The sequence below is a fragment of the Streptomyces sp. NPDC016845 genome, assembly GCF_044332585.1.
Taxonomy (GTDB): domain Bacteria; phylum Actinomycetota; class Actinomycetes; order Streptomycetales; family Streptomycetaceae; genus Streptomyces.
Genome location: NZ_JBIRPI010000055.1, coordinates 1 through 12,752 on the forward strand (window position 1 = coordinate 1; position 12,752 = coordinate 12,752).

Here is a 12,752-nt window from a genome sequence, read left to right on the forward strand (position 1 = left end):
CCGCTTCAACTCGGCTTTCTCCTTGCGGAGTTGCCTGAGCTCGTCGTGCTCGGCGGTGGTCAGCCGGTCGTCACGCTGGCCGCGGTCGGCCTCGCGCTGGCGGGCCCAGCCGCGCAGGGCCTCGGGATGGATGCCGAGATCCTTGGCCACGTGCGCGACGGGGCGGCCGGTGGCCTGGTCCTCGTCAGGGCCGCATAGATTGGCGGAATGAAGAGTCAACAGGATGTCGTGGAAGTCTGGCGCAGTCTTACTGGCTGGCTCGAGAGGCACGCCCCGGTCTCCTACGCTTCGCTGCTGCTTCCGGTTGCCGAGCAAGATATCGAGGCTGCCAACTCTCAGCTGCAGCGCTACCTCGGGTTCGAACTGCCCGCCGAACTGGCCGCGTTGTGGAGGTTGTGCGGCGGCGTGGAGCACCAGGAGATCGAACATGACGAGGAAGGTGAGGTCGGTTCGGGGGCGTTCCTGCCCGGCGGGGTGATCATGGCGCCGGTGGATGCTCTGCGTTCGCGACTGCCTGATCAGACGGGGCGGGACTGGTGGCAAGGCGCGCCGGTGGTGCCGTGGCTGACCGGGGACGAGGCGGGGGCCGAGTCGGGGCAGTGGGTGGGGGCAGCCGGTGTAGGCCGGTGGAGCTTGGACAGTCTGCCGGGCGTCGGTGCGATCCCTGCTTTCCCCTCGATCGCCGCTTACCTGGATGCCGTCCTGCGGACCCTGACCGAAGGGCCCGCCGATGCGATGGGCCCGGATGTGCCAGGCCTGGTGTGGGGTTGTCTCATCTGGGAGAACCCTGAGCATCCCCTGCTGGACGAAGCCCTCCCGCACTGGACGCCGGCCCACTGACAGGACTGGGGCCCCGTCCGGCTGACGGGGCCCCAGTATGTGATTTCCGGTCGGTTACGGCTTGCTCATGGTGCAGAGCACTTCGGGCTTGGCTGTGTCACAGGAGTTGAACCAGTCCATGCCGGGGGTGTTGCCCGGGTTGACCCAGTAGGCGTCCCTGTCCAGCAGACGGAACCCGGGGGCGAAGCTGTTGCCGAAACCGCTCATGGCGCCGGAGTTGACGTACTTCGACATCGAGGAGCGTCCGCAGGTCTCGTCCCAGGTGGGTGCGTCGTAGCGGGTGTCGTCCAGGAGGTGGTCACTGCCGTCGTCGGCCTTGGCCGCCACGGTCTGGATGCACTCGCCGCCGCCGTTTTTGCCCGCGGGCATCTGCCCGTCCATGTTGGCAGGAAGACCAGGTGACTGATAGGTCGCCGCGAAGGGAAATTCGTCGCAGGAGATCTCGTCCGGGTACGGCCCGCCCTGGACCTCCGGGTGCATGGCTGTCTTCGGGTGGTTGAGGAATAGCTTCTTCGGGACCCACCCGTCGGTCCGCTTGGACTGGGTCTTGGCGCACATCACCTGGCGCGATTTTTCCTTGTCCCAGCCCGAGGCCGAGCGCGGGTCACCGTTGGAGTAGGGCCCGGGGTGGTAGTTGAGCGGACTGTCCCAGCTCGCGCCCAGGCCCTTGGACGGCTTGGACTTGTTCTGGATCAGCCAGATGTGCGCGGCCGCGGCCGGGTACCTCGCCGCGTGGATTTTATACTCAGGGACGTACTCGGACAGGACACAGCCCGGAGCGCCGTTGCTGGAGACCTTGTCGCAGCGCACGTCGATCTGCCAGTTGGCACGGGCGGGCGGAGAGTCCTGCCAGTCGCGCTTCTGGTTGCCGAACGACGGCGGGTCGATGTCGGACTCGAAGTCGTACACCAGGTAGGTCGGCATGTTGATGGACAAGTCCTTGTCCTTGGTGCCCGACGCGTTGGTGACGTCACCGTTCCACTTGTGGGTGGTTGTGCCGGTGGCGACATGGGTGTCATTGGGGATGTCACCGGTCATGCCGCCATCCCAGTCCAGGCTCCCGTAGAAGTCGATGTCCTGGCTTCCGGCACCGTTGTCACAGGCGGAGCTGTAGCACATGGAGTCCAGCATGGCGTCGGGGTCTCCGGAGCCGAACAGCACGGAGCGGTCCCCGCCGGGGAAGGTGTTCTTCAGGGGGACGACCTGGGTCCAAGTCTTGATCGTGTCCCCCTTCTTGTCGACCTTCGTCTGGAACTGGAACTCGAAATCCGTCTCGTAGGTGATATCCGGGGCGCCGGGGATCTCCAACGCCTTCCAGGTGATGTCCAGCCTCCAGAACAGGCATGCCTCTGTGCGCGTCATCAGCGACTTCTGCGCGGCCCCGTTGGCGGCCGGGCTGCACCACGGCTGGTCCACGACCGGGTCAGGCATGCTGCCGGCGCGGGTCCTGCGCTGCTGGGCCGCCAGCTTGGTGGCCAGCGGGGACGCCTGCTCCAGCAGCGTCATCTTGACGTGTGACTGCCCGTTGGCGCTGGTGCGGGTCGTCGGCTGCACATAGCGCGTTCTGATCGTATGCGGTTCCTCTTCCTGGGCCGGCGCGCTGGCGCTCAGGTCCGGCTGCGGCAGCTTGATGTCGACCTTCTGAGCCCGGTTGTAGTTGCGGTTGCCGGCGGTGAACCCGTAGTCCTTGATCGGGCCCACGTTGCCCGCGCGGTCCACGGTGCGCGTCTGCGTCACGTGGTTGCCGTCAGCGGCCGGCGTCGCCGTGTACGAGGCTTCGGGCGCTACGGCCCTGGCGGACGGCGTGGTGGTACGCACGGACGACCAGCCGTAGTTCGCGGCGTCGTCCTCGAACGGGTCGACGCGGTACTGCACCTCGTACGGGGACGCGTCGCCGGTCGTGACGTCGAAGGTGCCCGCGACGCCGGCGCCGCCACCGCCCCAGTTCTCCGGATAGGTGGCCGAGGTGACGCTCTTCGGCTCGCCGGGGGCGGTGGTATCCACGACGAATTGAGTCCAGCCGGACCAGCTCAGGTTGTAGTGCGTGCCGTCGTAGGCGTTGGTACGGAACTTGTACGTCTTTCCGTCCTTGAGCTGTCCGGCCGGGACGGTGACGGAGGCAGGTTTGCCGGAGGCGACGAAGTCGGAGACGAGCAGCCCCTCACCGGCCGGGGTGGTGATCGGGGTGTTGGTGGCCGCGTCGTACACCTGGAACGTGCCATTGACCGTGTCGCCGTCGGGGTCGGTGAAGGTGTCCCGCAGAGTCGGGGTGGTGGTGTTGACCGCCCACACGCCCGCGTACGACTTGAACGGCGCTCCGGCCTGCCGGTTCGTGCCGTCGGACGGCCGGTAGTTGTACGTCACCGAAAGCTTGGGCTGATTGGCCGTGGCGTTGGCGGAGTTGACCCGCTTCCACGCCTTGACGTCGTCGGTCGCGGCGCGCAGGCCCATGTGGCCGCGGGTCGCCTTGGCCGAGGCCCAGGACTGCACGAGCGTGTCCACGTCGGCGTTGATCCAGCCGTCGGGCTGGGTGGCGGCGCAGTCCGGGTTGCCCTTGGTCTGCGTGGAGGAGTCATACTCCTGGTTCCACGTCGGCTGTGCGGTCCAGCGCGAGGAGGTCGAGGAGGCGCCGGTGTCCCACACGGTCCACTTCTGCGCGGAGCAGTCGGTGTTGCCCGAGTGGAAGTTGTACAGCGCCAGGTTGGTGTCGACGATCAGCGCGTCCTGGATCGGCGTGGTGTTCCACGTGATGAAGGAGCGCGCGGTGCGCGGCGTGCCGTCGGTGTTCGTGGTCCCCGGGTTGCCGAAGTCGAGTTCGACATCGGTGGACCAGTCGACCTTCTCACCCTGCTGCACATAGGTGTCGAAGGTGTTGGTCAGCGCGGAGGTGGACGGGTCGACGGTGACCGGGTACTGCGTCTTGGGGTCGTCGAGGAAGCCGGCGTCCGGGGTGACGACCAGGTCGAAGGCGCCCTCGCCCTTGTCGATGACCTTCATGCCGACTTGCACCCGGTGCGTGTGTTCGCCGGAACGCTCGTCGACGGCCGCGTCCCACATCACCGGGGCAGGCATCGTGGCGCGCGCGGCACCGGTCTCCGCGTCGGCGAAGGAGACGGATCCGTCCCTGTTGGCCTTCGCTCTCAGCCCCTTGGCCTCGACGGGCAGGGTGTAGGAGTACGCCCCGGAAGGCCGCTCGGCGATTTCGACGAACTGCTCGAAGCCGGTGCGGGTGGCGTCGACGATGACGTCGGCGCCGGGCACCGCGTTGCGGTAGCGGGCGCGCGGACCGCTCAGCTCCGGCTCCGGCAGGCCGCCCTTCCACTGCAGCGTCACCTGCTCCTCGCCGGTGCCGAGGGTGACCAGGTCGCGCGCGGTGCCGTCCTGCGCCGCGCGCAGGGACTTGGGCAGTGTGCCGCCCTTGCCGCCAAGGCGCAGCCCGGCCGGGTGCGCCTTGGCAGCGATGCTGCCGTCAGCGGCCCTGGTCAGGGTGGCGTCGACCGTGCGCCACTTGCCGTCCTGCCAGGTCCGCTCCGGGCCGGCGGTCAGCTCGGTGGTCAGGGTGCCGTCGGGGTTGGCCGATGTGTAGGTGGTCGCCGTCGTCTCGTCGGTGACGACCGCCTTCTTCCCGGTGCGCGCGGCCTCGGCGAGCGCCCACGCCCGTGAGCCCTTGGCATGCGCGGCGGCCCAGGCCCGGTCCGACGCCTGGATGTCGGCCTCGGAGGGCTGGACCGTCTTGACGGTACCGCTGGGGGTGGGGACCGCGGCGGCCTGGTCGGCCGGTGAGAGAGCCGCCTCGGCGAGCAGAAGCAGTAGTGCCCCGGCCACGACGCCGGTGCGGCGCCGGACGGCCAGAGGTCTGTAGCGAGACACGAAGAGAATGTCCTTTCCCTTACGTAAATGGAACGCATGTACGAATGTGTTTGCGCAGCAAGACCCTATGCAGAGGTACAGAGCCGGTAAAGGGATGGTTATGGCGGCGCCTCGCACTTGCCCTGCGCACGTCAAGCCCCGGAAGGAACCACTCCGTCAAACGTGGTGTATGTAACAGGAGTTATCCACATGACGGACACAGGTTGCCGACTCGGAACGTGGACTCGCATGCCCTTGCGCTACGGGTAGGCCCGCTATGGCGTCGTACGCGGAGACGTCCTGCGTTCCTTCCGTGCCGCTCGAACGTGCTCACAGCCGCTGGACGCGTCGACAAGGCATGGCAGACGCAGCCCAGTTCACGTCGTCCGATCGTCGACCTAAAAACAGCCGAGCAAGTCGGCTGGCAACGGACGGAGTTGAGGACCGTGCCGAGTAAACAGGGCGCGGCCGGCCCCATCCCGCGGCCGGCCCCATCCTGGAACAGATGCAGGACACCCGGGACGTCCAGGTCGCGCACCCAGTCGACCAGCTCCGCCTCGTCCGTCGTGCACAGAAGACCCCGGAGTCCCTGGCAGGCAGCGGGCACACCTCGACCATGGCGCCCGTCCGGCCACCATCACGCCGCCAGGCCGTCGCCGTCTGCACCAGCAGATCCAGCGTCGGCACCAAGACCACCACCCGCCACGCCCCCATCCGCTGCGGCTGCAGCAGTGCGATGAGCGTCTTGCCAGAGCCGAGACTTGGAAGTGCCTGTCTGGCCTGTCGGTGTCGGCTGATGGCGGGCAGAGGTGCCCTGTCTGTGATCGCTACGAGGGCGTTGCTTCTGGGCGTCCCGCCGCGGTTGGTGGGATGGCGGCGTTGTTGCGGCAGCGGTCGAGGAGTGCGTGCATGCGGGGTACGGGGAGGGAGGGGTTGGCCGCGGCGCCTTCTGCGGTGCGGGGGTCGGCGAGGAGGGGCTCCAGGGCTTCTGGCGTCAGACTCGGGTTGGCGGCGGCGGCCCGACGCACCGCCTCGTCGGCGTCGTCCACCGGGGGTTGGAGCAGGGTGGGATCGGCTGCGGCCAGGGCCCGCACCTCGGGATCCGGGTGGCCGATGAGGTGGGCCCGGCCGGTACGCGGGAAGCCGGGCAGCGTCAGCAGGTCCCCACGGTGGTCCGGGTGGGTGACGAAGACGTCCAGAAGGAGGTGGGGCGGAGCCAACGGGTGGTTGCAGGCCAGCCGGATCCGCACCGCCTCGTCGTCGTCCTGCGCGAGTGTCCCGACGAGTTCCGCGGGCAGCCCGGACCAGCTCGCCGCAATCCGGCGGAGCACCGCTTCCCCGGACACCGCGCAGGCGGCGAACCAGTCGGGCGACGGCACGGTGGCCGGGTCGGGGTCCGGCTCAATGATCGGGCAGACGCACTCAGGACCGTGCCCGATGCCCCGGTCGATCACGTCGTACTCGACCCAGGTGCGGGAGAAGGGGTGCAGACGCGCGCGCAGCCGCACATCCTCGTCCGGGTCCTCCCTCAGCCCCGCCACCAGGTCCGGGCCCAGGTCGGGCCGGGCCGCGACCATCTCGCGGACCTTCGCCTCGGGGTGCCGGGCGAGCCGGGCAACAGCGTCGGCCGGAGTGTGGGGGTTGCGGGCCAGGGGGTGCACGGTGTCGTCCGCGAAGCACTGCTCGACGAGCGCGGGCGACAGAGCGCACCTGCCGAGCACGGACGGCCTGCTGCTCGGGCGGATGGACGGCAGCTCGGCCTCCACCCGGTCCGGGTCCAGCTCCCAGTTCTTGTCCTGCGCCGCTTCACGGACTGCGGGGTCAGGATCGTCGAGCAGCCTCGCCCGCTGCGCCCGGGTGAGCGACTCCCACCGCCATGTGGCCCGTATCCGGAGTGCGGGGTCCTCGTGGCCGGCCATGGAGCGGAAGAAGGACAGCGGGATCTGCCGGGACGAGTCGAGCTCCCAGATGATCTCGTTCGCGGTGACCCTGCCGTCCTCGCCCCCGTCCTGGGCGGTCAGGAGGGTGAGGAGGATGTTGTTCGGCAGCGGTCGGACCCGGCGGGGCCAGGGGCGGAGGTGAGGGTTGGCGAGCCGGGCGCGGACGAGTCCTGAGGGGTCCGTTGCCAAGGGGGCGAGTCGCGAAGGATGTACGTGCTGATTGCGGGCGAGCGCACCGCGGATCCGCCACTCGGGGTGTCGCAGGGCTGCGTCAATGACGGCGTCGGGCAGGTCGCGGTCCTTGCACATCAACTGGCCGAGATCACCGGCCGCTTGATCCATCAGCCGTATCAGTACGTCGGAGGGAGCCGCCGGGTTGAAAGCGACGCCGCGCAGCCAGAGTTCACGCAGAAAGTCGGACACTGCGTCATCCTGCCACCCCGTCGCGCCAGGACCGGGCTACGGGCGACTACACCGCTCGTTGGCGGCTCCATCCGAAGGCTTCGGTCCAGGTGGCGAGGGCGTTGCCCGTCGTGCGGACGGTGACAGAGGCTCCTTTCCTCGCGCTCGGTCAGAACCCGGAAGGGGAGTTCGGCACCGCGGGCGATCCATCTGCTTGCAGGGTGCGCGTTCTGGTAAGTGCACCGCGATGAGCCGCGGAGTCGACGAGGGAAGGCGCCTCGGACAGCGCGCAGATCTACAGCTACCGTCGATCCAGGCGCGGGGCCTGGCGCGGTCGGGGTTCGACCGCACGTGAGTCTGGGAGGACTCATGACCATAGGCCGCGTCAACGCAGCCAAGTTCATCTCGCGTTACCTCGGCGAGCCGCACGACGCTGACCTTGGTGGCGAGGAAGCCCACGAGCTCTTCAACTCCGCTCATGCCGACATCTGCTGCCCGCCGTCGGGACACCGCATCGGCTGGAGAGACGTCTACGGCAGCGCCGACATGCTGCCGCTGACGTGGAAGGCAGATCTCTTCCTCGAGCCGGACGGCGAACTCCGGCCGCTAGCAGGCCACTTGGTCGGCGAGCGCGCGGAGCGAGCGCGGCAACTGGCTGTCTGGATCCGGAGCGAGGCTCGTAGTGGGTCGGTGACCACGAATCAGTGGGCGCTGAACTGCTCCGGATCTGATGGAGGCGCCCGAGTGCCCCGACGCGGACCGTCCGGTGTATCGAAACTCGTCGTGGACCAGGGAAAGCCGCCGATCGGTGGCTTCTCAGCTGTCACAGCGGCCGTCATGCAGACGGCCACGCTGCGGGCCGAAGCGTTTGACCCTGCAGCGCAGGGGCTGCACGCCCACGAGCAAGGCCACAGCCTTCTTCGCTCCTCCACCGCGTGTGTCGGCGTACAGGGGATCACGGCCCTGGCAAGATTCTCGTGAAGCGCGGGTGTGCCACCGTGCGCCGGTAACGCACCGTCACGTATGGCGGCATTGTCGGCGAGTGTGATGACCTCGTACGGATCGTGTCTCCGCACGTTGATGCGGCGCGGGTGGAACGGGTGTGGGCGGCGGGCGGTGTGGTCCCTGTTGCGGCGTGCACGCGCGAGTTGACGGTGGCGTGTCCGGGCTGCGGCCGCGTCTCTACGCGGACGCACAGTCGCTATCGCCGCACGCTGGCCGATGCCGCCGTCGGTCGGCGGCCGTCCGGTCGTGATCGGGCTGTCGGTGCGGCGGTTGTTCTGCGACGGCCCGGGCTGTGATCGGCGGACCTTTGCTGAGCAGGTGGAGGGTTTGACCGTGCCCTATCAGCGCCGCGGCCCGTTGCTGCAGCACCTGGTGCAGATGGCCGGGGTGCTGCTCGCCGGCCGCGGCGGAGGTGCTGCCGCCGCACTGCGGGGGGAATGGCCGTGACGTAAGACTGGTGTGGCGCGGGATGATCAGCGTGCGGCGAAGCGGGAGACGACGGCTGGCGGCCGGCTGACCGATCACGTGGTGCTCTGCCTGCTGACGACGGAATTTCCCGATGCGGCGGCCCATGCCGCCCTGGACTCGATCCGGTCGCCGCACCGGCGACGGCGGCCGCCCGCCGGGCATCAGGTGTCCGAGGCCGGCTGCCGGCTCACCCCCTGCCCGCTCAGTCATACGAGGGAGCCGGGGAGCGAGCCGGGCGTCGTCACTTCACCACGACGTTGTCCCCGGACGAGGTCGAGGGGCCAGTGGTGGTGTTGCCGTAGTAGGCCCAGCGCCAGGTGCCCGTTTTGCTCGCCTTCACGGTTGTCCTGAGGGTGCCCGAGCTGTTTGCGTGCACCTTCTTCACCGTGGTGTAGGAAGAGGAACCGCTGGGCTTGAACTGGAGGCTCACCAGGCGGTCCGCATAGGTCACGTACTTCTTGGTCTCCCAGTTGGCCCGCGTGACCTTGCCGGTCACGGTGATCGTCCTGCCCTTGGCCACCGGTTCGGGTGCCGCGTTGACGGTCAGACGGCTGTTGCGCTTCAGGTAGACCGTGAGGTCCGTGCCGTCGGTGTCACCGCCTCCGCCCGAGAACACCACCTTGGCCCCGACCTTCCAGGCCCCGGCCTGGCTGTTGAGCGTGTCCCACACGCGGGGGTCGAAGTCCAACGACCCGGTGAAGTCGCAGACGCCCGGACCCGCGGGGACGCAGTCGCTGGTCCCGACAGCGTGCCACAGCGCATTGCCCGCACTGCCCCGGTACAGGTACACCGCGGGCCACTTCCACTTGTGGGTGGTCGTCATACGGAACGAGGTGGGCGCACTGACCGCCCCCACGCCCATCACGATGGGCTTGCCGCCGTTCACCTTGATGCGGGAGAACGACACCCCGCCCTCGGCCGCGCCCGCCGGTGCCGCCGCAACGGCAGCGAACACTGCCGCCGCCCCGCCAGCCACAAGGACTCTCCAGACCCTCTTCCCCACCTGAACCCCGATCTCTGTACTCATGCGTGCGCTGATCTGCACGGAAAGACGCCGGAGGTCAATCCTCCGGTGCCTCTCTGACCATCAGGTGTGGCGTGCAGTTGCGCGGCGCGGAGTCACGATTGCGCATCGGCAGCGGGAGGCGGTTGACCCGGGTGGTTTCGTTCAGGTTCAGCAGCAGCGTTTGCCCATGGGTTTCGACAGCAGTTGACGATCAACCCGCACGGCGATGTTCACGGGAAATGACGGCACTGTCGTCGGTGAGGGCGTTCGTACGGGCCGCTGAGGCGACCGGTGCCTCGGACGATCAAGCCCGGTCGCCTCAGACCATGCCTTTAGGGGCTGCCTGGGGCGTAGGACGGATGCTCCGCGCCCGCCGCGGCGCCACGGCCTGACCCGCCGCCGACCGGTGGCGGACCGTTCGGCCGTCCACGACGCAGCAGGTGTTGGTGCAACCGTGCGAGCCAGCAGAGAGGAACAGGCCACGCTACGGAAGGGCCCCCGCCCAGGGGCCGGGCATGAGAACTCCCCACTTTCTGTTGTCAGCGCTGCTTTGGGTGCGGCGAGTCTGGCGACGAGCGGCCACGTAGGGAGGACGGGCGTCCACCGGCGCCACAACTGCGGCGGCTGTCCTGGTAGTCCGGTGGCAGCGGAGATACGTGCGAGCCGCCGTTCCCCGCCTGGGCTGGTGCTGTTGCTGGGTGCGCAGCGCGCCGTGTACACGGACATGGCAGCCGCTGTGGGCGGCCCTGCGCGGCTGCGGCCTTCGCGTTGTCCGCGCGCTGGAGCAGCGGCGTCGACGGGATGACCGCCCGCCTGCCCTCTTCAAGGCAGGCGGGCGGTTGATCGTCCTGAGCCGGGAGGCTGGGCCGGCCGGGGCCGCATCGCCGACAACGCAGCCCTGGCCCTGTCACTCCCCGCGGGTGGCCGGGCAGGCCGGGCGACGCTCGCGAGCCCTGCCCCCGCGCGGGGAGGGCACCACACGCGGACTGCAGGGGAGCCACAGTCCCGCGCGCCTCCCGGTTGCTGCCGCCCACGGGCGGCCCCCGCGTCCGGCCAGCCTCCCACCTCCGCCCGGGCGGGTCGGCCAGGCGGCGGCCGGCACCCGCTGCTTTCGGCCTCGACAGCGGCAGGAAGGGGAGGAGACAACGCGACGCGGACAGGGGAGGCGAGCGCTGCCACGGGCGGCCGGGCGCCGACGGGGCCTTCGGCCTCAGCGGCTGCCCGGCCTCCTGGCGCCCGGTGATCCGGTCGGCGGACCTGGCAGGGTGACACATACTCTTCGTCCCCGACGTCGCTGTCTTGCTGCCGTGACAGGCGCAACCGGCGCCCCTGCCCGCGTTTCCCCTATGTGCGTGTTCGAGATCCGCTGCTGAGGTGACCGCGTTGACAATCCACGGGAGGAGTCTGCCCGCGGTCTGGCATATGCCGTGCCGGGGGAGGGCACTCAGAGATGCCGCGCTGGGGCGCGGCGGCCAGCACACGGTGCCGCCGGCCCGTGTGGCCGAGGGGCCCCGGACCCGGCCCCCGGCGGTCCCACCTTCTCACCCCAGGCTGCGCGCCTCTTCAGCGCTTGCACCAGGAGCAGCCGCGCCCGCCCCGCACCGCGGTGCGTGAGCGGTCCCGGCCATACGGCCATATCGTCCGTCAGGCGCGCGAGGTGGCGAGGAGGTGTTCAGGGCCGGGGCATGATGCGCAGCTCGCCGGCGTCCGGGTCGCCGAACAGGACGAACAGCTCGGGATCTTGTGCGGTACCGCCGATCGTCCAGTAGGTTTCCTGGCCGCACGCGCCGTCGAGTCGTACGAGGACGCCATCCCGGTCGGTGTCCCGTAGGTCGCTGCCTCCTTTGAGTGTCCACGTGCCGGTCCCGTCGCACAGGGAGAAGTCGCCGTCTTCGTCGACGTCGTTGTGGGCCGGTACACGGGTCAGCTCCGCCCGGCCGCCCGGGGCCGGCTTCAGCACGCCGCCGTCCGTCGCGCGCCAGTCCCCGAGGAGCTGCCCGGCGGACAGCTGAGGAGGTTCGTAATGGCCTGCCAGCGAGGCCGCCGGCACCCCGCGCACGATAAAGAGGGCGAAACTCACGCCGCCGAACGAAGCCAGACCCCCACGATCCCCGCGAGCGTCCGGGCAGGCGGGCGAGGACCAGTACCGGCAGAACGCCGACACCGGCGAACCACGGGAGCGTGTCGGTGACCGGCCATCCCCACGACAGCCGCCCCAGCGCCGACCACGCCAAGCCGATCAGAACGACGCGGCCAGATGCCAGAGCCACTCCCGCCCCGGGGCGGCGCGGGGCCGCAGCCGGGCCGGGGTCAAGGCGGGCATGATGTGCGCGCTCGCGTGCGCGAAACCGAGCAAGGGCAGGAGCAGCAGCACGCAGAAGATGCCGAGGAAGGCGCCGCCCTGGTCGTAGTCGTCCCGCCCGCCTCCGTGGCGAACCACCAGGCCAGCCATACCAGCGGCAGCTGCCCCGTGCACAGTGCGGCCGCACGGTTCCACTCGTCGCTCGACCAGCTCAGCCGCCGGCGGCTGCTGGTTTCCTGTGTCTTCCCCCGCCCCGTACCCGCAACGTACAACCCGCTGTCATGACCGTGGCGAGAGGGATCATCCCCGTGCCGTCTGCCAGGCTCGTTCCAACTGAGCATCAACGGCGGCGAGCCGGCTGCAGGGCTGTCGAGGACGAGGCCGGTCGCGTCCGCTGCCTGGAGATTTCGCACCTGGGCCCGGCGGATCGCGATCTCCACGCGTGGGTACCTGCCGTCGGCGCACTGCAGTTCGTACGGCGTGGTGGGCAGCGGCGGGGGCTGGGCCATGAGGCGTGGTGGGCAGCGGCGGGGGCTGGGCCATGAGGCGTGGTGGGCAGCGGCGGGGGCTGGGTCATGAGGCGCGGTCGCACCAGCGCGTTACGGGGCTTGTCGTCGACCGGGTCGCGTAGCCATTTCGGCGTCGCCTTCCCTCGTGCCTTTGTGACTTCGCACAGTCGGGCTCGATCCCGAACGAGCTTGCGACACCTTGACCGGCGGGTCCTGGCAGGAGCGCTCTGCGTCGTCCGGTCGAAATTGGTGCTCCATGGAATCCAAGCCGGCTATGTGTGCGGGTGCGCCAGCGACGCAGAAGAGGCGGCAGGGGAGGCGGTACGTCCCTCGGTGTGAGGTTCCCCCGTTGTTCGGGAGTCGCTGATCAGCTGGTCAGGGCGGGTTGACGGGTGTTCAGGTTCGTTGGTTCGGCCGTCGCCTGGTCGGCG

9 protein-coding genes are annotated in these 12,752 nt (G+C 69.4%); 3 read left to right on the forward strand and 6 right to left on the reverse strand.

Features of this window, described 5'->3' with window-relative positions:
* Nucleotides 1-219 (reverse strand): transposase (locus tag ACH4RC_RS42000; RefSeq protein ID WP_398210320.1); only part of this gene is annotated, 219 nt, incomplete at its 3' end.
* Here ACH4RC_RS42000 and ACH4RC_RS42005 point away from each other — a divergent pair.
* The gene (locus ACH4RC_RS42005) at nucleotides 208-840 is read left to right on the forward strand and encodes a hypothetical protein (protein WP_398210323.1); all 633 of its coding nucleotides are present in this window, start codon (nucleotides 208-210) and stop codon (nucleotides 838-840) included. The genes ACH4RC_RS42000 and ACH4RC_RS42005 overlap by 12 nt on opposite strands.
* Before the next feature lie 54 nt (nucleotides 841-894).
* Here ACH4RC_RS42005 and ACH4RC_RS42010 read toward each other — a convergent pair whose 3' ends face one another.
* Nucleotides 895-4,710, reverse strand: a complete 3,816-nt coding sequence (locus tag ACH4RC_RS42010; protein ID WP_398210326.1) for a DNRLRE domain-containing protein — start codon at nucleotides 4,708-4,710, stop codon at nucleotides 895-897.
* A gap of 806 nt (nucleotides 4,711-5,516) precedes the next feature.
* Nucleotides 5,517-7,052, reverse strand: a complete 1,536-nt coding sequence (locus ACH4RC_RS42015) for a hypothetical protein (RefSeq protein ID WP_398210329.1) — start codon at nucleotides 7,050-7,052, stop codon at nucleotides 5,517-5,519.
* 348 nt (nucleotides 7,053-7,400) lie between these two features.
* Here ACH4RC_RS42015 and ACH4RC_RS42020 point away from each other — a divergent pair, with 348 nt between their 5' ends.
* Nucleotides 7,401-8,012 carry a hypothetical protein gene (locus ACH4RC_RS42020; RefSeq protein WP_398210332.1) on the forward strand — a complete coding sequence of 204 codons (612 nt, stop codon included), beginning with the start codon at nucleotides 7,401-7,403 and terminating at the stop codon, nucleotides 8,010-8,012.
* Between the two features lie 240 nt (nucleotides 8,013-8,252).
* A complete protein-coding gene (locus ACH4RC_RS42025; RefSeq protein WP_398210335.1) occupies nucleotides 8,253-8,483 on the forward strand; it encodes a hypothetical protein in 231 nt (76 codons plus the stop codon).
* A gap of 262 nt (nucleotides 8,484-8,745) precedes the next feature.
* Here the strand turns inward: ACH4RC_RS42025 and ACH4RC_RS42030 are convergent, their stop codons facing one another.
* From ACH4RC_RS42030 to ACH4RC_RS42040, 3 genes are all read right to left on the reverse strand, one after another.
* Nucleotides 8,746-9,507, reverse strand: a complete 762-nt coding sequence (locus ACH4RC_RS42030; protein ID WP_398210344.1) for a hypothetical protein — start codon at nucleotides 9,505-9,507, stop codon at nucleotides 8,746-8,748.
* 1,675 nt (nucleotides 9,508-11,182) lie between these two features.
* Entirely contained in the window at nucleotides 11,183-11,590 is a 408-nt protein-coding gene (locus ACH4RC_RS42035; RefSeq protein ID WP_398210338.1) for a hypothetical protein, read from the reverse strand.
* A 159-nt stretch (nucleotides 11,591-11,749) separates the two neighbouring features.
* On the reverse strand, nucleotides 11,750-11,950 hold the full coding sequence (locus ACH4RC_RS42040) for a hypothetical protein (RefSeq protein ID WP_398210341.1): 201 nt from the start codon (nucleotides 11,948-11,950) through the stop codon (nucleotides 11,750-11,752).
* Between the last annotated feature and the right edge of the window lie 802 nt (nucleotides 11,951-12,752).